Here is a 22,789-nt window from a genome sequence, read left to right on the forward strand (position 1 = left end):
CATAGACACCCTGAGCGTAATGTCTATTTAGTTACTGTCCTTTTTATTCCCGAACCCACCCACAGCGTTTTTAAATGAATCCCGTTGTAAAAGGACGCTGTCCGCCATGTAGGCCATGGCTCTCCCGGTACTCCCGGGTGCTCCATATCCGCCGATCAGGATTTGCTTAAGCAGTGCCACAGACGAGGGATCGACGCGACTTGCATAATGTCTTGCTTTATCAAGTGCTGAGGTAAATGCGTTGCCAGACTCGACCACTGTGGTGACAAGCCCCCATTCTTGTGCGGTCTGCGCATCAATTTTTTCACCAAACACCAACATCTCTCGGGCTCTGGCAAAACCAATTGCTCTTGGAGCACTGACGGTTCCACCACCCGTAGGTAGGGCACCGACTGTGATCTCAGGGAAACCGAAAACCGCATCACCGCTGCAAATACGCGCGTCACACGCGAGCGCCAGCTCCAAGCCGCCACCCAAGCAGAATCCTTCGATGGCGGCTATGGTGGCGCAAGGCATTTCTTCCAGCATTTCAGTACATTGAAGAAATAGTTTGGTATGAATTTTCGCGGCTTCGTAAGTATAGTCAGCCAGGGCTTTCAAATCTGAGCCAGCACAAAATGCTTTCGTACCTTCACCCGTTAAGACTAACGCAGTGATTTTCTCAGCCTGCAAGACCGTGAGCGCGTCAAGCAACAACTGGAGTGCTTCATTGTCCACCGAGTTCCTTCGATGCTCTCGAGCAATGGTGATCGTAGCCACTGAGTTTTCAATTTCATAACAGACCGACTGACGCATAGCTTCTCCTACCATCGAAGTACTGGAATGATGAATCACTTATACCGATCGTAAGGGAATACTTTCAAAGCGTTTTCGTACAACAGTTTTTTCTTCGCACTTTCGCGCAAGTCCAACTCATCTATCTGTGCCAGCGACTCAGGGTGTTTAAGAACCGGAAAGTCCGACCCCCACAGGACCTTGTCCTGGCCCCAACTATTGATAAAATGTTTCATTTCCGGTTTCCAGTACTTCGGTGAATATGCCGAGGTACCGAGGTACATGTTCGGGTGTTTGGAAACCAGGGCGATTGCCTCTTCAATCCAAGGCCACCCGGTGTGTGTACACACAATTGTCAATTCCGGGAAATACAATGCGACGCGATCAAGGCGCGCCGGACGGCCAGGTTCAATAGGCATGTAATCCAGTGTGTGGCCCATCGAAACCACTGCCGGGATCCCCAACTCTACACATTTTGCATAGAAGGGGTAGTAATACGCATGGTCGGGACCCAGGTCAAAACCGTGAGGATGTATGTGAATACCAACAAACCCGTACTCTTTTACCGCTACCTCCAGCTGTTTACAACCTTCGAGTCCGGAATAAGGATTGACACCAAACAGGCCATAGGCTTGCCCAGGCAGTTGGCGTGTAACTTCATAAACTTCTTCCGGTGTTACTTGAAGATAAGGTTTTTGCTTACGGAAGCTCCATCCGAAAAAGGCTGCGATATGAACTTTTCCAATACCGGTTTCCGCCGCGTACTCTTTGAACTCAGGAACGGTATAGCCTCTAAGGGTATGCGCCCTTCCAATATTCTGGAAGACTTCATTTTCCTCCTCGTCCTCGACGAAATGCTTTTGGATCGACTCAGGGGTAAACAGGTGCCCTAAAATATCAATTGGCTTGCTCATTCTCTATCTCCGACTGCGAATTAAATATCAGGCTAAGACATTGCGCGTGTAAGCCTCACTACGAAGACTGCACTTTTCCGAGTATATTTCGCGAAATTATATTTCGCTGAATCTGACTGGTACCCTCAACAATTTGTAGGACTTTCGCATCGCGAAAATATCGATTTATCGGATACTCGTTTGAGATCCCATAGGCGCCAAATAGTTGGACTGCTTCGGTCGCTACCTTCATCGCGGTTTCGGTGGCGTGCAATTTAGCAATGGACGCCATGTGACGTAGCTCATAGCCCTTTATCCCCTTATCTACCGCGCGAGCCGCCTGGTAGACTAAGTTTCGGGAGGCGGATATCTGAGTCTCCATATCAGCGATCATCCAGCGGATTCCTTGGAAGTCAGAGACTTTTTGCCCGAAAGCCTGTCGCTCTTTGATAAAGTCAATTGCATGGTCCATCGCCCCTTGAGCCAGGCCTAACGCTCTGGCTGCAGCTACAGGTCGCGCGCGATTTAACTCATCCATTGCTATCGCGAACCCTGTTCCTTCGTCGCCTATACGATTCGATTCCGGGACGTAAACATTATCGAAGTAGAGAGGAGAAGATGGCACCCCTCTGCCGCCCATTTTGTTCTCCTTGGGACCGATGCTGAATCCTTCCATGTTCGGTTCGACAATGAATAGATTGAGAACACCTCGCTCGTCTTTGTCACCCACCCTTGCCGCCACGAGTACGAAATCCGCAACAGAGGCATTGGTGCACCATATTTTTGAACCGGTGATCCGATACCCATCCCCATCACGGACAGCGCGCGTCTTGATTCCGGCAACGTCCGAACCGCTTTGAGGCTCAGTCAACGAAAATGCTCCCCGGATCTCCCCTGAAGCCAAGCGAGGCAGGTACTTTTCCTGTTGCTCCTTAGTGCCGCCCAGTAGCATCGCAAACTGATCCCATTGGACCACCAGGAGATAGGCAGTGTTGTAGCAAACGCGTGCAAACTCTTCGATTGCAAGACATGACGCCATCATACTGTTCATGCCCCCGTATTGTTCTGGGTAAGGAAGCGTGAACAATCCGAGCTCTTTCAGCAAATCGAACATGTCTTGCGGGTATTCGCCCGTCTCGTCTATTTTCGCGGCTCTCATCGACACCCGCTCTTGAGCCACGCGACGCACCAGATCACGTACCTGCAACTCATCTTCCGATAGATCAAACATAGCTGCCGAATCTCTTATATAAATAAGGAAGGTTTACTCACAATCAACACATTCGCTGGCAACTAGGCTGCGGATCCAGAACGTTAAACTTTGCTTTTCCAACACCCGAATCGCTACGTCCTTGCCTCATCAGAACACGTTTAACTTATCAAGTTATCCCTTGTGTTATTTTTGCTTACTCAACTGAATGATATGACCAAAAATTTAGTATTGCACACGTTGATTTTTTCTATTGCTATTAATTAAATTAATATAACCGCCATTCGGCTGAAGGAATTTCAGATGGATCACTGACCCTCCACGTCCAATGAGGCCGTCTGCCAAAGCTTAAACACAAAGCTCTGCGCATCGTGGATTGAGGTGTGGGCTGGCCACAACGTGACGTTCTTTCAAAATGTTGGAGTAGAATACGGGTTGTCGTCACCTCGCTTGGCTCATTTACCGATGCCTCGAATGCCATTAATAACGTGCAGTCGCCTACTCCCATTCTTGCTGGTTGATGACCAGCAGGACGACCAGTTATATCGGTGCACGCCGCTTCATTGGCTGAGCAGTTCAGGGTAAAAGTCGTCATAGAACTAAGTATTTTATCAGCTGGGCTAATTTTTATTATTAAAAAAATGCGTTGCGCCAACTATTTCCCAAAGTCATAGACACTACGCCGCATCAGGCTCCCATTCGGACATGAACCTATACGCCCGAGCGAAGAAACCGATAATGGATACGGTTGTAGGACGTCACACCGCGACCTTGAAACGTGACAGCAAATCCACTAGTTCGCCGAAAAATACCAATAGTCGTCACGTAGACGATTTTTGAAAAGCAACGAACGACGTATGGGTTATCCACGGGTTGCACGATCGCAGCCCGACCAATCAACACAGTTGCCCCACATTCACTAATCCTGCTTCACAAAACCCACCTAAGGTGTGGGTAGACTAACCCCCGTGATGCCGAGCGCCTCCAACCGTGCGGCAACGTTAAACAAATCGTCTTCACAGCCACGCGCAGCGATCAACTGCAAACCCAAGGGTAACTTTCCTGGGCGATAAATAGGCGCAGCAAGTACCGGGCACCCGAGCAATCCGAACGACTGCGTAAAGACGCCCAAGTGGCTTCTCGCTGAGACGGACGCCCCGTTTAGCACTATCTCCTTCTGCGAGATAAGCGGTGCTACACATGGCGCAGACGGAGCAATGAGTACGTCTGCTTCTTGCCAGATCGAACCAAAAATAGCATTAAACTTTATCTTAAACTTTTCAATTTCAAGTAAATAATGCGCGGGCAACTGGCGTCCTGCAATAAGCCGATCCCTCACTGCTGGATCGAAGTCCAACGGTCTATTTTCAAGATCCTTCTTATGTAGGTAACTGCCTTTTACAGCGGTCAGAATGAAAGCCGCGGCCCGCGCTTCCTCTATCCAGGGAATTTCCGCGGTCAAACAATTATCAACACGGCTTTTTAGGTCGGCAAGACTGTAAATAAAGTCCGCTTCAGTTGTGTTAGCAAATAATGTGTCCAGTGTAGCAATCCGCAGACGACCGGAATTGCGGTAGGGACGCCTTTGACCTGCAATACAATTGTAAACAGTTTGTAGGATATCCAACGATGCCGCTAAGGGGCCGACTACATCCAATTCATCCACAAAAGGGAATGCGCCGTTAACTGGAACACTGCCGTGTGACGCTCGAAGCCCGTAGATACCGCACAAGGCCGCAGGAATTCGGATGGATCCGTTGGTGTCGGACCCCAACGCGAACGGTACGATCCCAGCAGCCACTGCAGCCGCCGAGCCACCCGAGGAGCCACCGGCAATCCGCTCCAAATCATGCGGGTTTCTCGTCACACCAAAGTGATGATTGTCCGTCGCGAACCCATAGGCGTACTCATCCATATTGGTTGTGCCCACCAGCACCGCTCCCGCGTTGCGCAGACTATGAATAACCGTCGCATCGTCCACTGCAACCGGAAAATCCAAGCGCATCTTTGCACCCGCAGTGGTGGTATATCCCTCCACATCAAAAAGGTCCTTTACGACGTAAGGGACGCCGCACAGTGTGTTGTTGGCGCTTGCAGAGGCGTGGATGGCTTCAGCAGCCGTAATATCTATCCGGGCACGCTCTGGAAGAAACCGGGTAACCGCATTGATATGACTGTTCTTTAGCTGAGCATTGAGCATAAACCCTTCCAGGTTTTCAATTACGCTCGGCGCGCACATGCGAGAATGCTGGTGGACCGCCACGACGCCGTCAGAATGTGCCGGCTCGCCAGGCCCAGAATCAGCGCGACTCAGGCAACTGGAAACCTGAGTCATCAACCCTTCGAGTAAACGGTAATTGGCGTCAACCGCTGACCCTTGCTCGGCTTCGGTAGAGTCACCCAGCATATGTGTCTCCCGCATAATTATGATTGTTAACCCCACCCATCCCGATTAGGAAGCAACCGACAGCAGCGATGCATGTTTAAGTGGCATTTCGGAATTGACCGCAATGATGGGATCTATCAACGCCTCAGAGGCGATCAACTCTTTCGCTTGCACGTAGTCTTTAACGCAGTTAACAGCATCAATTGCTATCAACTTTCCTTGCCGAATATATAAAATTGAAAAGCTTTCCGCTTCCAAGCTTCCTCTTATCAAAACCGTATCATGATTACGTGACAACCCCATTGTCTGGAGCTTTAGATGATATTGATTGGACCAGAACCAAGGTATCGACTCGCAGGGGGAGTCCAGCCCCATGATATTCGAAGCCACTGTCTTGGCTTGATCATTTGCATTTTGAACCGACTCGATACGAATCATCTCTCCCTGACAAAATTTGCTGTGATGTGCCGCGCAATCACCAACAGCATAGATATTATCAAGCGACGTACGACAATTAGCATCAACCACCACCCCGTTTGCTACAGCAGCGCCAGCCAAGCGCAGCGGTTCAACCGATGGCTCAATTCCAATACCTACGATCACAATATCGGTCGGTATGACCTCGCCTTCTGAGAGTACGACGCCCCGCACCAATCCAGCCTGCAAGGCAAAGCCTTCGAGACTCACATTAAGCCGTATGTCGACTCCTTGCTCACGGTGGGTCTTCTCATAGAAACGTGACAAGGGCTCCCCCGCAACTCGCGCCAAGACACGGGGCCCCGCTTCAAGGAGTGTGACCTCTTTCTGAAACTTTCGCAGAGCGGCAGCAGCTTCGAGTCCAATGTACCCTCCACCAATGACGGTAACTCGCTCCACTTGGGGAAGCACCTCCATGATAGCTTCAACATCCGCACGGGTTCTAACAACATGAACATTATCAGCTTCACCGCCCGGTAACCCGAGACGCCGAGCTGCTCCCCCTGCGGCCCACACCAGTTTAGTGTAGGAAAATGTTTTGCCACATTGCGCGCGAACAGATTGGGAAGACGGGTCGATCTGAACGACCTTAGTAGAGCCAACCCATGCAATCTCCTTGCTTTCCCAAAAGCTCGCAGGCCGTATCATCAGCCTTTCCGCAGTCTTCTCCCCCGAGAGGTACTCTTTTGATAAAGGCGGCCGCTCATAGGGAAGGTATGGCTCTTCACCAATCATCCCGATGGACCCTACATGGCCCAGTTGGCGAAGCGTCATGGCTAATTGAGCGCCCGCGTGACCAGTCCCTACGATGAGAACGTCATAGTGTTTTTGCATAGTATTAACCTTCTGGCGCTATGGTAACGCGCAGACCATCCAGAGATGAATTGATCGCTATCTGGCAAGAGAGACGGCTGTTAACTTGCCGGTGATCACTGCCGTCTAGGAGGTCACTTTCTTCGTCACTGATGCTCGGTAAGTCAGCGGCATCAGGGACAGATGAAATGTACACGTGACAAGTGGCACAAGACGTACAACCTCCGCACAGAGCCATCATGTCGTCGACACCATTGTCGCGAGCCGTTTCCATCAGTGATAGGCCGTTCATCGCCGCGATAAGGTGGGTATTACCAGCACGATCTGTGATGTAAATATCAGGCATGGCGCCCTCTCTCGATCAAAGTTTTGGAAATCTTAGCAACTAGCTGGTCAAACCAGGTTCGTTGAGAACTTGAACTTGAGTAAACTCAAAAAGTCCTTCTTCGCCCATTTCCACACCAAGGCCAGAGGACTTGGCACCACAAAATACAATATGAGGGGCCGTGTCCGCATGTTTGTTTATCCATGCGTTACCCACCTCCAAGCGTGAAGCAAGTTCCTTGGCGCGGTCAATATCACTTGACCATACGGAACCGCCCAGGCCATAGGATGACGTGTTCACTCGCTGGAGCACTTCGCACTCATCACTAAACCTAAGAATCGGCAGTATGGGACCAAACTGCTCTTCTTGAACAAGGGCAGACGTTTCATCGATGTCACGAACAATCGTTGGAGGAATAAAGTAGCCTTTCCTTTCAAGTGGTTGGCCGCCAGCAATGATGACACCGTCACGTCGGGCAATGTCCAAATAACCCAATACGCGATTATACTGAGCTATATTCTGCAGCGGCCCGAATACCGTATCATCACTATCGCTATCCCCTACAGAAGCCCCGATGGCAAGTTCTGCCAGTTTCTGCGCCACGGCATCATATAACGTGTCATGCACGTACAAACGCTTGATACCGCAGCAGATCTGTCCGCTGTGATAAAAAGCGCTCATGAAAACGGCCTCTGCAATCTGTTCAGGGTCGGCATCTTCCAACACGATCGCAGCGTCGTTACCGCCCAGCTCCAAGGTGACGCGCTTGAGATCGTCTGCAGCACCAGCCATGATGCGCTTGCCGACCAAGGTTGACCCCGTAAAGGAAACCTTCCTAACTTTGGGATGGCCAGTAAGGATACCGCCGCGGTCATTATTATCGGAAATAATATTTACCACACCAGCGGGTAGTGCACTTGCAATAAGTTCACCCAAGCGCAAGGTGGCCAGCGGCGTGGTACCCGCTGGTTTGATAACCAGAGTATTTCCTGCCAACATCGCAGGCGCTACTTTTGCACCGAGTTGACCATAAGGAAAATTCCAAGGCAGTATAGCCGCCACCACGCCAAGGGGTCTGCGCACCAAGCGGGCGACTCTCGTTGTGCTTTCCTCGATTGTTTTTGAGTCAATTGATAGACTAGAAAAATACCGGAATATAGTTGCGAGACCGCTGACTTCATAGCCAGCAAAAGTGATGGGCATGCCCGTTTCTTGGCAGAGAAGGCGACTGAGATCCTCGCTATTTTCTTCAATTATCGCAGCTATGTTCTGCAGCACTTGAGCGCGCTCAGCTAGCGACGTCCTACCCCACGTTACAAAAGCTGTGGCGGCCGCTTCAACAGCATTCTGCACTTGCTCAACAGATGCCGCGGGCGCTAATGCAATGATGGCTTCCGTAGACGGATTAACCACCTCTACGGTACTTCCACCCGATACCAGATTGCCATTGATCAACATTTTGTATTCATTCACGAGTTTTTTCCTTCGCAACATTTTATATTTGGCTATTTCGAAGTTGGCCAAACAAGATGCAAGTCCTGAAACGCACCAACCACACCTGCTTTCATGCGGATGGGGTAATCGGGGTCGAGACTAAACTCAGGAATTCCAGCGAGCCATTCCTGTACGAACATCATCAACTCAATACGGGCAAGCGAGTTTCCTGGGCATCGGTGTATACCGGCGCCGAACGCCAGATGCTCCCCGCCACGCCGGTCGAGTACAGCTTCCATGGGATTTTCAAAAAGACGATCGTCGAGGTTATAAAGTGGTAAAGGTAAACAAACGACGTCGCCTTTTTTTACGTCTACACCCGCAATCGAAACGTCCTCAACTGCCTCACGACCGATCGCTACCGCATTATATCGGCGCATGAGATCATCTACTGCCAGAGGCAGCAGCTTTGGATTATCAATTAGGAGTTTCCGATGCTGGGGGTTACGCGCCAAGTGATATCCAATAAATCCAATGTGCGAAGAGACCGTGTCCAATCCTGCAAGCAGCACGTCTCGAGCAATCCCCATCGCAATATCAAATGTCATGGGTGCATCAAACACCTGCTCAGAGAAAACGCGACTTAATGCGTCATCCTCAGGTGTCTCCATCCTTTTGCGGACGATAGGGGCCAGATATCCGTCCACTAACTGCATGAAGGATTCTTCGCTCATATCCTGGTCTTTGCGAACCAGATAGGAACCTAGAGGCTTAAGCATCTCAAAGTCTTCAAGCGGCAGCCCAGCAAATGCTAAAAAAAGCTTGATCGGCAGCGTTTCAGCTATTTCCGATATAAACTCACACCGTCCGCGAGGCAAAACTTCACGAACGAGTTGGGCAGCAAGATCCTTAGCTGGTTGTTGCATAGCCAGCATGTATTTTGAAGAAACAGCTCGGTTAACTGCCCTGCGATACTCCGTGTGCTGAGGCTGATCCGCCTGTAACGGCAAGATATTATAGTGTTGCGAGTCCGCCTTGGGGATGAACACGGCTGCATTGGAAAAGCGGACGTGATCCGTGAGAATGTCCTTGATATGCCCGCCTCGTGTTGCGATCCAATGCCCGCCATTCTGAGGCGTCCAGAGCATCTCTGGCCCATTCTCCGTTTGCAGGGTTTTCCACGCTGCGTGAAAATCGGACTCACTGCCGGGCAAAGAGTAAATATTGACATCAATAACGTTGTTCGACGGGACGTGTTCAGGCTTTGGAACAGGAGCCATATTCATGGACTTAGACCCTCGTAACATAGGCTAATAACGTAACGCCCTATGTATGTAAGCGTTACCGTGACTAGCATCATAGACAAGGTGTGTAAGCACATGGAAGCGAAGAAAATTGCGATTACTCGAAAATATATTCATAAAGACAAAGAAACACAGCAATAAAATCCACAGAAAAATCAATGAGTCATATTGTTACAATCGACGAGGTACGCTAAAAACGTTTTTACTTGAAAGCGCGAATGGAAAACCTACGGAAACACGAATATGCCCAGGGGCCTGGGCACATTATTCGACAAGACTGCGACATCAACTTTAACTGCTCGACATAAAGCCCTAGGCTGCAGCGGTCGCGCTTATCTCATCTAACAACCAGGCTCGAAACGCTTTAGCAGGATCGCTGGAAAGTAGCTCATTACCGCAAACGAGATAGTACGCCCTGGCGACGCACAGATCAGCATCATAAGGCGCAACAAGTTGACCGCTGGAAATATACTCTTTCAAAAGCGTAGCGGACCCCATGAGCGCACCAGCACCCGACGCTGCCACACGGACCATCGCGACAGGGTCATCAAAATGAAGCCGCCTGTCGGACAGGGAAGATTGGTTTCCCGGCAAGGCGTACCAATCAGGCCACCAATCATGACTCGTCTCGCAAAGAAGCGTATTTCTGGAGAGGGTGTCATCCGGACCATATGCATCTAATAGTTGGGGGCTACACAAGGGGACCAGATTGGAAGAGAACAGCCTATCAGTGAAGTGCGCACCGTCCAACTGTGCTCCTGCGGACACAATTTGAAGAGCACTTTCGTCAATATTCGGGACCGAGCTAGGAGGCGCCGCACTTACGTAAACCTCAATGTCAGGGTTCTCAGCCGAAAACTGAGTGATACGCGGCGCAAACCAATAATGACAAAATTGCGGGGTCACATGAATCTTCAAACGCTTACGATTTACTGATACATCATCACGAATTTCTTGGATCACCCCACCCAGATCTTCAAACGCACTCCTCAATACAGCTAAAAGTTTCACACCGTTGCCGGTCAGCTCTATCCCGGCACGCCCACGAACCATCAGCGGCGTTTGGAGCTCCTCCTCTAAAAGCTTTACTTGATGGCTCACCGCCCCTTGGGTCACGCATAGCTCATGCCCAGCCTTGGTGAAGCTGAGATGCCGCGCTACTGCCTCAAAATTTTTGAGACTTGTCAATGAAGGTAAACGCAACCTTTTCATAGAACGCCTTCCCCTAAGCCAAATGACACTTACCCGATCTCCTTGGCAGGGTATACAAGGTCATCACCCACCAAGCCCACACATCCTGTGTAACGCAACAGCAATTACAATGCCAACAGCGGAGTCAGTTTAGTCCGTGCGTCTAGCAGGCACTTTCTCACTCGACGCTGCACTGTATAAGTGCAGCACGCACTGTCAGGGAGCGTTACCAAATCACACGCTTAGTAGCGAATTCCCACGCATCAAATAAATTCATAGGCGTCGCAAAATACTTCTATTGCCATGCAATAGATAGGATGCGTAGCATCACCCCTACAGTGTTTACAAAGATAGAAAATCAATAATAGGATAAATGTCGCAATGAACAATAACGCCCCATCAACCGTTAAAACGCTACCGTCCACTGCCTCTGTAGATCATATACTCGACGCTGTCGCAGAAGATGGTGCAGTTATTGTAGAAAACTTCATCAGCCCGTCGCTTCTTGCACGATTAAACGGTGATCTTGACAAATGGTTTGGTGAAATGAAAGCTGGTGAAAAATATAAAAACGATGACGCAGCACTTTTAGCACTTGGCACAAGAACCAAGCGCATCCAGAGTCTTCCCGCCCGCAGCGATGCTGCAGTAGAGCTTGCGCTAAGTGAGCGATTCCTGGAGTACGGTGAGAAACTGCTCGGTTTCTCCGACAGTGGCGAAATCCAATACCATGTCGGTACGGCTATCGAAATCTGGCCAGGTGAAAAAGCGCAGTACATCCATGCGGATGAGTGTGACTACCCGAGCATCATCACAGGGCCAGTGGGCTCCGGCAAACAACACCTCATTGCGAGCTGCATGTTTGCGCTGACAGACTTTACAGCTGAAAACGGCGCAACGCGTGTCATTCCAGGGTCGCATAAAGTCGCTGAAAATTGGGGCGATTGGGAGAAACACCCCGATAAATACCCTACCACTCCAGCGGTAATGAAAGCGGGTAGCGCGATGTTCTACGACGGTAAAGTCGCCCATGGAGGAGGTGCTAATAATTCCGACAAACCCCGCCGCGGCATGGTCATGATTTTGAGCCAAGGTTGGCTCAAACCCATGGAGGCGAGCAGTTTGGTCACACCGCTTAGCCGTGCTCGCACCTTGCCAAAACGTATGCAACAACTGCTCGGGTTCACTTCGTTTCACCGCCCGCTCGTCGCCAACCAAGATCCAAATGATTATACCAACCTGCCTAAACCCAGGAGTTTGTTGTGGCATGTTGATGTGGGCGATGCCTCTCAAGTGCTCGACACAACCCCTTAGACGCTGAGGGTATCAAAGGCGGCCGCCATGCGGCCCCTGAATTGAACGCCAACATGAGGTAGTTATTTTGGGCCGCAACAGTCTCGCCATATTGATGATTTGCCTCGCTATGGCGCTGACAACTCTGTCAGAAGCGTTTGTTAAGTTACTTTCATCGGGCATGCCAACCAGCCAAACTCTTGCACTTCGTGCCAGCTTGATTTGCATTTTTCTTCTACCTATAGTTGCGATGAATTTAGGTACGTTCACCAGCGTCGCGAAGCATCCGATCGTGATCGGGCGTGCGGTCATAGATGGACTGGCCAGCTATCTGTACTTTGTTGCGCTGGCTCACATCCCGCTGCCGACAGCGACTTCGTTATTTTTGACAACGCCACTGATGACCACCGTAGTGGCGGCCTGCTTGGGAAGGGGAACAGTACATTGGCAAATTTGGATCGCGCTGAGCTCGGGCTTTCTAGGTGTATTACTTATTTTAAATCCTTCTGTGGAAGGATTTAATGAGTATGGCGTACTTGTTTTGCTGAGCGCCGCTATCACTGTAATACGCGACATTTTTACAAGCCGTCTCCCTGCTGGCGTCCCGTCGAGCCATGTTTTACTACTTTCCGTGTTTTGCATGGGTCTGTTTGGTTATGCGTCATCGTTGGGTGATCAGTGGGTGGAACCCAGCGAGCATCAGTGGCTATTACTGATCACTGCCGCACTCAGCTTCAGCATCGCTGGATTTACTACCATCCAAGGTTTTCGGTTGGGTGACATAATGGTTATAACTCCTTTTAGGTATACCGTGATCGTATGGTCCACTTTTTTTGGCTTCGTCATCTGGGGTTATGTGGTCAGTCCGTTGGCCATGCTGGGGATCCTGGTCATTGTAGTGTCTGCCCTCTCCGTGCTGCGTCTGAATCAAGCAAAGAAGGCAGACACCGTGCCGTCGGTTATACCGTGAGGTCTTCGTTCACGCACCGTACTTAACCCCTTGGGCGAGATATTCAATGTCATACCACACAGGTGGAGGTGAGAACCATCCTGATGCAGTGCTCACTCAGCAAAGCGTGTCGGTCAACGGGGAAACAATACTTTCAGAGGGTCATGTTATTGCCTCAGCGTTCCTGCGTTAGCGCACCGAACGCCTGATTCCATTGAATCGTGAACCTCAATAGATTTTTAGGAGTCATCATGGAATACATACTTCAGCACGGCCACGGATTGCGTCACGACCCTTTCAAAGCGTTGGTTGCTCCGCGACCCATTGGATGGATAAGCACTGTCTCAAGGGACGGTCACTTGAATCTGGCGCCCTACTCTTTTTTCAATATTGTGTCCGAGTCGCCACACATGGTCATGTTTTCGTCAGCGCGAAAAAAAGATTCGCTTTTGAACGCTGAGGCCACAGGTGAGTTCGTGTGTTCTCTAGCAAGCTACGAACAGCGTCATCAAGTCGTCGCTACCTCGGCTGCCCTGCTACCTCATGAAAGCGAATGGGAGCTTGCTGGCTTGACACCTGCACCGTCGCACAGTGTTAGACCTCCGCGTGTACTCGGGGCACCTGCGGCATTAGAGTGCAGGTACGTCAAAACGATTGATCTTGCGCCAACAGAGTCTGGCGGTGGTAGCCACCACATGGTTATCGGTGAAGTCGTGGCTATCTACATCGCTGATGAGTTGATCTCTGACGGTATTGTCAACACATTAGCGCTGGGCGCTATAGGACGCGGCGGGTACATGGACTACTTCTTAGCCGACCACCGATTTAATCTCACCCGACCGAATGGGAAGTAATTGAGTTATGGCCCCCCATCTTTGGCATCAGAGAGCAGCAACAAACTTTCAGTGTGAAAAGCAACCCGCAAGCGGAACGAAAGGGGTAGCGGTTACCAACCATCCATTGGCGACACATGCGGCATCGGAAATGCTGTTATCTGGTGGCAATGCATTTGATGCCGCGAGCGCTGCGATGTTTGCGCTTACCGTCGTTGAGCCCATGATGGTGGGTTTACTGGGTGGTGGAATGGCTTTAATACGCCACGCTGATGGCTCTACCAACGTCGTCGACGGAAACTGTTGCGTGCCAGCCGGGTTGCCTTCCGACCAATTTACTCCCGCGCCATCGCTATCAGGTGACACCTACACGGTTACGGATCGTTTGAATGTTCTGGGCGCCCAGTCAGTCGCGGTGCCTGGCGCGCTCTCAGCGTGGTGTCAAATGCAGGAAAGGTTTGGTTTGCTTAGCTTGCAAGATGTGATGGAGCCGGCAATTCGACTGGCTCGTCGCGGTTTTCTCGTAACACCTTACCTGGAAACTTGTATTAGCGATGTTGCCGCTGATTTGCTACGCGATCCGGCCATTTCGCGATGGCTCATGCCCGGGGGCAGAGGCAAAAAAGCCGGTGAACGACTACAGAATCCAGCCTATGCCGATTCTCTTGAACTGATCGCTCAGAATGGAGTGAGTGCGCTTAATAATGGACCTCTGGGAAAAGCTTTGGTGGCTAGACTAAGCGCAGAAGGCGGCCATTTATCGCTAACTGATTTATTAAACTATCGTGTAAAAGAACTTGAACCGGCGGTAGGAACCTATCGAGAATGGACCGTGTCATCAGCCCCCCCGCCCTCCGCGGCGGGTGTGCACATCCTTCAAATGTTAAATATACTGGAAGGGTATGACCTTAAGTCAATGGGTTTTGGTACACCGCAAACGCTTCATTTACTTTTAGAAAGTATGAAAATTGCGTTTGCCGACAGGGCTGAAGTGACCGCCGATCCAGATTTCCACTCTGTTCCCGTTAAACAGTTAATTTCAAAGGCGTATGGAGCGCTAAGACGCCAGCAAATCGATTCACATCAAGCACACACGTGGACAAGTCAAGTAATGGCCTCCGGCGGGCCTAACACCACCCATATTACGATCTCGGATGAATTTGGCAATGTAATTAGCAGCACACAGACGATAAGTTCGCTATTTGGTGCTCGTTTGATGATTCCAGAAACAGGGATGATTCCTAACAATTACATAGCGACTTTTGATCCGGTACCAGGACGCACCCAGTCTCTTCAGGCAGGGAAACGTGTGACCACATCAATGAGTCCAACTTTCCTGGAGCATAGTGGGGCAGTACGCTTCGCTTTAGGCCTGCCCGGAGGGAAAAGGATTTTTCCGAGTGTACTCCAAACTGCTGTTAATTTGATCGATCATGGAATGAGCCTTCAAGAGGCTATTGAAGCCCCCCGAGTTTTCACTGAGGGGCGCCAAGTGGAAATCGAAGATACCGTCCCCCAGCGAGTTATACGTTCCCTGCAGTTAAAAGGTCATGACATCAAACTTGTACCGCATGTGGCGGGTGGAATGAATGGTATTGCCTTTAATGAAGACGGAACAACCACGGGTGCTGCGTGCTGGCGCGCTGACGGCACAGTGATTGCTATTGGTGGTGGTTTGGCGAGACCCGACGTACGTTTTTGGCCAGATCATACAGTTCCTACGAACCCTGCTGGAGTCTAGCGCATGTCTAATGATAACGTTGCAATCAAGCAATCAGAAACGGCACCTAATCACTTACCAATTTGGAAAGTTGCTGTGATCGGGTTCTCTTTCATGTCAGTCGCATTAACGATTGGGCTCAGTCCTGCCTACGCAGTCCAAACCGCAGGCCAAGGAGCGACCTATGCTCAGCTTCTTGGCCTTGTGGGGATGCTTCTGATTGCTGTTGCCGTGAGTGCGTTTGCCAAACGACACGTCGTCAGTGGATCCTTGATGTCTTACGTATACTTTGCTTTCGGCGACTGGGGAAAATCTTTAGTCGCCGGCTTTCAGCTGTGTGGTTATCTGGCTATGGCTGCCTCCATCACTGCAGCCACTCAGATATTTATGATTGGTGCCATGAATGATGTGGGTATCGATATCAGTTCCTCACTACTATTGAAAATCCTCTCTGCACTCTTAATTATCGCCGGAAGTTGTTTTTTTACGTGCAAAGGCATTGAGGCGTCCGTCAAAATCTCTATCGGGCTCGCCGTCCTGTCTATTCCCCCCATCGCCTGCATTATCGCAATGGCCGCGATGAAAAACAGTCCCAATTTTGCGATGCAGTTAGGCTTGCAAGGTATAACTCTCGAAGGCGTGGTGCAAGGTGCTGTTGCTACCCTAGCCTTCCTTATCGCTTTCGAAGGCCTCTCTACTTTGGCCTCAGAGACAGATAATCCGAAGCGGAACATTCCTCGACTGCTGTATATCTTACTGTTTGTAGTCGGGGGTGCAGGTGTCATCGCAACATTTTTGGAGGCACCGCTACTGCTACAAAGCCAAGCGGCACTCGCTCAAGGCGCTTCGCCCGTAGCGTTACTTGCCGATCTAGCAGGTGTGCCTTGGATGAAGTTGCCAGCCGATGTGCTTTTGGTTCTAACTGGCTTCTCAGCCACCATTGCTGTGATGACATTTGCCTCCCGGATTTACTCGACCGCCGGCAAGGAAGGTTTTTTGCCACGCTGGCTGGGTGTTACTCATGGATCTTCCACTACGCCACGTCGAGCCGCGATAACTGTCAGCGCCGGCGTATCGGTTGCTCTCGTTGTTCCAATGGTGGCTACCACGGTCTCCCCCGTTGATCTGGGCGCCATTTATGGCTCAGCAGTTGTAACATTCTGGCTTGTCCCCTACGCAATGATTTGCTTGGCCGCTATACAACAAGAACTCACAACCCGTAGTGAACCAGACGCTTCAGTGATGATATGCAGCGCCTTAGGCTTTCTAGTTATGCTATTCATGTTAGTGAATACCTTCTCAGCTCCCTTTGACGGGTCTGCTGTTGCCTGGGTGCCTTGGGGGGCCTTTGGTGTCGCTATACCCTCCACTCTCTGGGTGCTTCGAAAAATTCAATATCAGCACATGCAGGACTTTTAGACACACTGCATTCTTTGCTCCGAGCCGCATAAGATTTTATGATATGGCTAAACCAACTGACCTTGTTTTGAACCGTTGAGTATTCAGATCGAATCGAGAAGCGTATACGCCCGGCAAAGGCATCTAGCCCGCTCTGCTAAGCCAAGACATGGTGCACACTTCAATTTAAGTGGACACCTCGTCTAGCCTTTTTAAGCAGATATTCCATGCAGCCAACGCGCCGTTCCTATTCCAAATCCTTCAAAGCCCAAGTCATACACAAGTGCTCACAGCCCGGGGCCTCGATTGCCAATGTCGCGCTGAGCCACAGCCTCAACGCGAACCTCGTCCATAAGTGGCTTCGGAGCATGCGTCCGGCCAAGTCATCTACCCAGCCCCGCAAAGCCAAGACAAGGTGTGCACTTAAATTTAAGTGGGCACCAGTTTTAGCCTTTTAAGCGGGTATTTCATGCAACCAACACGCCGTTCCTATTCAAAATCCTTCAAGGCCCAGGTCATTCACGAGTGTGCCCACCCCGGCGCTTCTATTGCCAACATCGCACTCGGCCATGGCCTCAACGCAAACCTCGTCCACAAATGGATTCGGGTGCACGCGCAGAAAAGCATGGCGCTGCAACCTGCATTTATTCCGTTACCCATGCAGTTGGGCGGAGTAAGTTCGCAAGCTACATCGTCGAATATCTACGTCGAGATCCAGCACCCGCGCGGCACCGTCAAAGTGAACTGGCCAACTGAAAATGCTGCTGCTTGCGCGACCTTTCTTCGAGACCTGCTGCGATGATCCGCATCGACTTCATCTGGCTCGCTACTGAGCCGATGGACATGCGAGCGGGCACCGAAACCGCGCTGGCCAGGGTGATTGCGGTGTTCGGTGCGGCGAAGCCGCACTGTGCTTATCGATTTGCCAACCGCCGCGCGACTCGCATGAAAGTTCTGGTACATGACGGCTTCGGTGTCTGGCTGGCTGCTCGTCGGTTGAACCAGGGCAAATTCCACTGGCCAAGCATTCGTCATGGAGCTGAAATGCAGTTGGACACCGAGCAACTCCAAGCTCTGGTAGTGGCCTGCCATGGCAACGTGCGGGGTTGCGGCGGAGCGATCACACTGCTTTAACGGCTGCCATTCGCTTATCGGTCTATCGCCGCGAACTGCCTGCTCTGGCAAAATCCGCAGCATGACTTCTTCGCCCAATCTCGACCAAATGTCCTCCGACCAACTGCGTGCCTTGGCATCCCAGTTGCTATCGCAAGTCGACACCATGGGCAAGCAGATCAACCGCGACCAAACGGTGATCGAGAAACTGACTCACGAGATCGCGCAGCTCAAGCGATTGAAGTTTGCCAAGCGCAGCGAGGAGATGAATTCCGGGCAGGCCAGCCTGCTTGATGACCTGATCAATACCGATATCGCGGCGATTGAAGCAGAGCTGTTCACGCCTACGCTGAATTGACCCACGTGTCGAGGCAAGACTGCCCCGTCTTCAAATCTTCGAAAATCCAGCACAGACAAGGATTCGCGAGGAGTCAGACTGGGTCAGTGAAATCTCAGCAACTGGGGCAATTCGGCGTAGGCGCCAACAAGCTGCGCATCCAATGCTGCACCAGAATCAAAGATCAAGTCGCCAATAGCTACACCGCCCCGTGCAGTACCTTCACCGACACTGAAGATCCCATCGGTAGATTCTGCAAAGGGAAGTCAGGGTGATCGTTGGCCGAGGCGACCCAGCTGCGGCGATTATCAAAGAGGGTCATTGCTCTAACTCCCGATCTTGAGGTGAAAACATCTTGGCCATACCAGCCCAGCAGTCATCGTAGTCCGCCTGCAGTTGTGCTGACTCAAGCGCGTAGCGAGATGGTCGTAGTACGCTGCTGGTCTCGAACATGAAAGCCATGGCGTGGTCGATCTTGTGCGGAGCAAGATCCGCAGCAATCGCTTTCTGAGCCGTGACATTATCAGGCCCATGAGCGCTCATGCAGTTGTGCAATGAAACACCTCCAGGCATGAAACCCTCGGCTTTGGCATCGTATTCACCCTCGATGAGCCCCATGAACTCGTTCATCAGGTTGCGATGGAACCAAGGTGGTCTGAACGTGTTTTCGGCCACCATCCAGCGTGGCGGGAAGATCACGAAATCGACGGTCGCCTGCCCGACCGTTGCCCCCGGCGCGGTCAGCACGGTGAATATGGATGGATCCGGGTGATCAAAGCTAACGGTGCCGATGGTATTGAAACGTCGTAGATCATACTTATATGGCACGTTGTTGCCGTGCCAGGCAACAACATCGAAAGGCGAATGGTCGAGTTGCGTACCCCAAAGCTCCCCCAGGAACTTCTGCACAAGGGGCATGGGTAAGTCAGAGTCTTCGAAATGGGCAACGGGGGCCTGGAAGTCCCGAGGGTTTGCCAAACCGTTACTGCCAATTGGCCCAAGATCAGGAAGGCGCAACGAGTTGGCGTGGTTTTCACAGACGTATCCGCGTGCACTGGCATCAAGTAAGTGAACGCTGAACTTGAGACCACGAGGTAACACGGCGATCTCTTGTGGCTCAATCTCCAGCAGACCAAGTTCTGTGACGATGCGCAGTCGTCCCTGTTGAGGAACGATCAACCATTCGCCGTCAGCGTTGAAAAACGCGCGCTCCATCGAAGCATTGATTGCATACAAATAGACCGACACACCCGATACCTGATCCACCGGCGCCGTGGAAGCGAACGCGACGAGTCCATCAAGGAAATCGGTCGACGCTTTCGGAATCGACAAGGGGTTCCAGCGTAGCCGGTTGGGTGTCAGTTCGCCTTGCTGCTGGCCGACAATCTGACGCCAAAGGCGTTTGTATTGCGGGTGGTTGGCGGACGGCTTTATCCGGTACATCCAGGTACGCCGGGATTCGCTACGTGGCACCGTGAAAGCCGTGCCTGAAAAAAGCTCGGCATACAATCCAAGCGGCGGTTTCTGCGGTGAGTTTTGCCCCACGGGAAGCGCGCCCGCTAGAGCTTCACTGCAGAACTCGTTGCCAAAGCCGTGTTGGTATTTGAGGTTTTTTTCTGTGGTAGATGCGAGCATATTGACCTCTGCGCATTGAAACCCGGTACGAAGTCGGGTTCTCTGGAGTCTGGGAAGGGAAAAGAGATCAAGTTACAGGGCGTTATTCCGTCACCAACACGCCACGCTTGATCTGGTCGCGCTCGATCGACTCAAACAGCGCCTTGAAATTGCCCTCCCCAAAGCCATCGTCCCCCTTACGCTGGATAAACTCGAAGAACACTGGCCCCATTAAAGTTTCGGAGAAAATCTGCAGCAACAGTCGCCGACTGCCGTCCTCGGATGTTCCATCCAGAAGAATGCCCCGACGCTGCAACTCTTGCTCTGGTTCGCCATGATTGGGAAGCCTACCTTGGAGCATCTCGTAATAGGTTTCGGGTGGCGCAGTCATGAAACGCATGCCGAAAGCCTTCAGAGCATCCCATGTTTTGATCAGATCATCGGTGAAAAACGCAACATGCTGGATACCCTCACCGTTGAATTGCATCAGGAACTCTTCGATCTGCCCGGCACCTTTGGATGACTCCTCGTTCAGAGGGATACGGATCTTGCCGTCCGGGGCCGTCATGGCTTTAGACGTCAGGCCTGTGTATTCACCCTTGATATCGAAGTAACGGATCTCGCGGAAATTGAACAGCTTCTCGTAAAAGTTTGCCCAATACTCCATCCGCCCTCGATACACGTTATGCGTCAGGTGATCGATGAACTGCAGACCAGCACCCACCGGGTTACGATCCACGCCCTCGATGAACACGAAATCAATGTCATAAATCGAAGTACCCTCGCCAAAACGGTCAATCAGGTACAGCGGTGCCCCGCCAATGCCCTTGATTGCCGGCAGACGCAACTCCATAGGGCCAGTGGTGATCTCGACCGGTTGTGCGCCCAACTCAAGTGCTTGTCGATAGGCCTTTTGTGAGTCCCTCACACGAAAGGCCATACCACAAACCGACGGACCGTGCTCAGCAGCAAAGAACGCCGCCTCACTGTTGGGCTCGTTATTGAGGACGACGTTGATGCCGCCCTGGCGGTACAGCGAAACATTCTTAGAACGGTGACAGGCGACTTTGGTGAAGCCCATGGTTTCGAATACCGGCTCCAGCACATTCGGCGTTGGTGATGCGAACTCAATGAACTCAAAGCCCATCAGGCCCATAGGGTTTTCGTAAAGATCAGTCATAGTCTGGCTCCTGCAAATTCAAAAGTGAGGTGGTGCGTCAAACTCACTTTCTTGCAGGAGGCGAGCATGGAATACCCCGCACGCTGCGTGCGAGGAAGTCTCCGTGGATCAACTGCAAGCCAAGAATTCTCATGGTAATGACCACCTTTGTTATGCGTAATTAAACTACGCATAATGTAATTTTACGTATATGTTCGTGATCGCCAATCCGCTGCCTAGCGCACAGAGTGGAACGGTTCAGAATGCGAACGTGTACCCTAGGATTATCCGGTTTTCGTCCGCAGCATCAGCGAAATTAGAGCGCATGGTCGCGTTTCTCCAACGCAACGAAACGTTCTTGAACGTGCCGGACTGCACCACATAGCTTAGGTCTGTGGTGCGCTCCCACTCCTCCCCTTCTCCGCTTGCAGTTCGTAACGCTCGGCCCTTGACGCTACTGATATTTTGCGGATCGACTTGGTCACCTTTTACGTAGCGCAAATTGAATGTCAGGCCAGGCAAGCCGAGAGCGGCAAAGTCATAGTCATAACGCATCATCCAGGCGCGCTCGTTGGCCAAGGCAAATGTGCTGACCTGCTGTTCACTAAAAAGATATGTGTCACTACCGCCCACATAGGCATAAGCGGTATCACCTTTGACTTTTTGATACCCGCCACTGAACGTATGTCCCTGAATGGAATAGCCAAAGTTGGTGCTCAACGTCCTGTTGTCGACTTTGCCGAGTAATTCGCGACCGTCTTCACGCGCGGAGAAATATCGCCACTCGGTAAACGCCTGTCCAGGGCCCATCCCAACCTTGTATTTGAACCCGGCGAAATCGCGACGGAACAGATCCTCGAGCTGGCTGGTATGCAGGCTCAGCATTATGTTCTTGATAGGCTCGTAATCCACGCCTGCGTAGTTTAAATGGTCACTGGTGACTGTCCCTGAGTAAGCACCTTGCTGTGGCATCGCAGTCAGGTCTTCGAAATCAGTCGAATCTCGCAATTTGGTAGAGTCGACCTGCAGCAATGTAAAGGTGAACTTGTCCAGCTCCCTGCTCACCAACTGCGCACCATTGAACCACTGAGGAAACAGACGGCTGTAGTTGGATGCCAACAAAGGTAACTGCGGGCTGAGTCCACCCACCCGAAGCTCCGTTTCCGACAGTTTTGCCTTGAACGTACCAACGGCTTTTGAATAGTCGTCAACCGCACGTTTGTCAGATCCCCGAGGCAGCAAACCAGTACCTGAACGATCAGGGCTGGAGTCGAGCTTGAAGCCCAACATGCCCACTGCATCCAGCCCAAAGCCTACGACACCAGGCGTATAGCCGGACTGCAACTTAAGCATGAAGCCCTGAGCCCACTCATCCCGCCTGGATTGCGTGGCGGCATCGCCATGAAAGTCACGGATGAAGTAGAAGTTTCTAACTTCCAGACTGCCCTTCCCATCATTGAAAAAGTCCGCCTCAGCGGCTGAATTGAAGGCGTAGCAAAGCGCGGCGAGCATCAGCGATGCTCGCTGTGGTGTGATGCTGGTCATTTACAGAACCTTTTTTATTGT

Annotated in this window: 20 protein-coding genes and 2 pseudogenes; 9 read left to right on the forward strand and 13 right to left on the reverse strand. The window is 51.3% G+C overall.

The window, feature by feature from the left end; genetic code table 11:
* Positions 1–27: 27 nt before the first annotated feature.
* From AC0IYH_RS06315 to AC0IYH_RS06355, 9 genes are all read right to left on the reverse strand, one after another.
* Positions 28–795: an enoyl-CoA hydratase/isomerase family protein gene (locus AC0IYH_RS06315; protein ID WP_471833353.1), complete on the reverse strand. Its 768-nt coding sequence runs from the start codon at positions 793–795 to the stop codon at positions 28–30.
* A 35-nt stretch (positions 796–830) separates the two neighbouring features.
* Complete coding sequence (locus tag AC0IYH_RS06320; protein ID WP_471833355.1) at positions 831–1,688, reverse strand: amidohydrolase family protein; 858 nt, start codon at positions 1,686–1,688, stop codon at positions 831–833.
* Between the two features lie 58 nt (positions 1,689–1,746).
* On the reverse strand, positions 1,747–2,898 hold the full coding sequence (locus AC0IYH_RS06325; RefSeq protein WP_471833357.1) for an acyl-CoA dehydrogenase family protein: 1,152 nt from the start codon (positions 2,896–2,898) through the stop codon (positions 1,747–1,749).
* Between the two features lie 922 nt (positions 2,899–3,820).
* Positions 3,821–5,284: an AtzE family amidohydrolase gene (locus AC0IYH_RS06330; RefSeq protein WP_471833359.1), complete on the reverse strand. Its 1,464-nt coding sequence runs from the start codon at positions 5,282–5,284 to the stop codon at positions 3,821–3,823.
* A gap of 45 nt (positions 5,285–5,329) precedes the next feature.
* Positions 5,330–6,574 carry an NAD(P)/FAD-dependent oxidoreductase gene (locus AC0IYH_RS06335; RefSeq protein WP_471833361.1) on the reverse strand — a complete coding sequence of 415 codons (1,245 nt, stop codon included), beginning with the start codon at positions 6,572–6,574 and terminating at the stop codon, positions 5,330–5,332.
* A gap of 4 nt (positions 6,575–6,578) precedes the next feature.
* Entirely contained in the window at positions 6,579–6,899 is a 321-nt protein-coding gene (locus AC0IYH_RS06340) for a 2Fe-2S iron-sulfur cluster-binding protein (RefSeq protein ID WP_471833363.1), read from the reverse strand.
* Between the two features lie 39 nt (positions 6,900–6,938).
* Positions 6,939–8,402, reverse strand: coding sequence for an aldehyde dehydrogenase family protein (locus AC0IYH_RS06345; RefSeq protein WP_471833365.1), 1,464 nt, complete (start codon positions 8,400–8,402; stop codon positions 6,939–6,941).
* Positions 8,384–9,598: a cytochrome P450 gene (locus AC0IYH_RS06350; RefSeq protein ID WP_471833367.1), complete on the reverse strand. Its 1,215-nt coding sequence runs from the start codon at positions 9,596–9,598 to the stop codon at positions 8,384–8,386. The genes AC0IYH_RS06345 and AC0IYH_RS06350 overlap by 19 nt, the downstream gene beginning before the upstream one ends.
* A gap of 330 nt (positions 9,599–9,928) precedes the next feature.
* The gene (locus AC0IYH_RS06355) at positions 9,929–10,828 is read right to left on the reverse strand and encodes a LysR substrate-binding domain-containing protein (protein ID WP_471833369.1); all 900 of its coding nucleotides are present in this window, start codon (positions 10,826–10,828) and stop codon (positions 9,929–9,931) included.
* 360 nt (positions 10,829–11,188) lie between these two features.
* Here AC0IYH_RS06355 and AC0IYH_RS06360 point away from each other — a divergent pair, with 360 nt between their 5' ends.
* From AC0IYH_RS06360 to AC0IYH_RS06400, 9 genes and pseudogenes are all read left to right on the forward strand, one after another.
* On the forward strand, positions 11,189–12,121 hold the full coding sequence (locus AC0IYH_RS06360; protein ID WP_471833371.1) for a phytanoyl-CoA dioxygenase family protein: 933 nt from the start codon (positions 11,189–11,191) through the stop codon (positions 12,119–12,121).
* Between the two features lie 67 nt (positions 12,122–12,188).
* Positions 12,189–13,070, forward strand: a complete 882-nt coding sequence (locus AC0IYH_RS06365) for a DMT family transporter (protein ID WP_471833372.1) — start codon at positions 12,189–12,191, stop codon at positions 13,068–13,070.
* Positions 13,071–13,300: 230 nt separating this feature from the next.
* Positions 13,301–13,903: a flavin reductase family protein gene (locus AC0IYH_RS06370; protein WP_471833373.1), complete on the forward strand. Its 603-nt coding sequence runs from the start codon at positions 13,301–13,303 to the stop codon at positions 13,901–13,903.
* A 7-nt stretch (positions 13,904–13,910) separates the two neighbouring features.
* Positions 13,911–15,623 carry a gamma-glutamyltransferase gene (gene ggt / locus AC0IYH_RS06375; protein WP_471833374.1) on the forward strand — a complete coding sequence of 571 codons (1,713 nt, stop codon included), beginning with the start codon at positions 13,911–13,913 and terminating at the stop codon, positions 15,621–15,623.
* A 3-nt stretch (positions 15,624–15,626) separates the two neighbouring features.
* Positions 15,627–17,021 carry an APC family permease gene (locus tag AC0IYH_RS06380; protein ID WP_471833376.1) on the forward strand — a complete coding sequence of 465 codons (1,395 nt, stop codon included), beginning with the start codon at positions 15,627–15,629 and terminating at the stop codon, positions 17,019–17,021.
* A 206-nt stretch (positions 17,022–17,227) separates the two neighbouring features.
* Positions 17,228–17,458 (forward strand): transposase, encoded by a 231-nt coding sequence (locus tag AC0IYH_RS06385; protein ID WP_471833378.1) that lies wholly within the window; start codon positions 17,228–17,230, stop codon positions 17,456–17,458.
* An 11-nt stretch (positions 17,459–17,469) separates the two neighbouring features.
* Complete coding sequence (gene tnpA, locus AC0IYH_RS06390) at positions 17,470–17,802, forward strand: IS66-like element accessory protein TnpA (protein ID WP_471833379.1); 333 nt, start codon at positions 17,470–17,472, stop codon at positions 17,800–17,802.
* On the forward strand, positions 17,799–18,134 hold the full coding sequence (tnpB, locus tag AC0IYH_RS06395; protein WP_471833380.1) for an IS66 family insertion sequence element accessory protein TnpB: 336 nt from the start codon (positions 17,799–17,801) through the stop codon (positions 18,132–18,134). Before tnpA ends, tnpB begins: the two co-directional genes overlap by 4 nt.
* 61 nt (positions 18,135–18,195) lie before the next feature.
* A pseudogene (locus AC0IYH_RS06400) lies at positions 18,196–18,450 on the forward strand (transposase domain-containing protein); the annotation flags it as partial.
* A 155-nt stretch (positions 18,451–18,605) separates the two neighbouring features.
* Here AC0IYH_RS06400 and AC0IYH_RS06405 read toward each other — a convergent pair.
* From AC0IYH_RS06405 to AC0IYH_RS06420, 4 genes and pseudogenes are all read right to left on the reverse strand, one after another.
* Positions 18,606–18,772, reverse strand: a pseudogene (locus AC0IYH_RS06405) (fumarylacetoacetase); the annotation flags it as partial.
* Positions 18,769–20,085, reverse strand: a complete 1,317-nt coding sequence (hmgA, locus tag AC0IYH_RS06410; protein ID WP_471833381.1) for a homogentisate 1,2-dioxygenase — start codon at positions 20,083–20,085, stop codon at positions 18,769–18,771. The pseudogene AC0IYH_RS06405 and the gene hmgA, both read right to left, overlap by 4 nt.
* 82 nt (positions 20,086–20,167) lie before the next feature.
* Positions 20,168–21,244 carry a 4-hydroxyphenylpyruvate dioxygenase gene (hppD, locus tag AC0IYH_RS06415; protein ID WP_471833383.1) on the reverse strand — a complete coding sequence of 359 codons (1,077 nt, stop codon included), beginning with the start codon at positions 21,242–21,244 and terminating at the stop codon, positions 20,168–20,170.
* Positions 21,245–21,481: 237 nt separating this feature from the next.
* A complete protein-coding gene (locus tag AC0IYH_RS06420) occupies positions 21,482–22,768 on the reverse strand; it encodes an OprD family porin (RefSeq protein ID WP_471833385.1) in 1,287 nt (428 codons plus the stop codon).
* Between the last annotated feature and the right edge of the window lie 21 nt (positions 22,769–22,789).

The sequence above is a fragment of the Pseudomonas sp. AC463 genome (assembly GCF_979253585.1).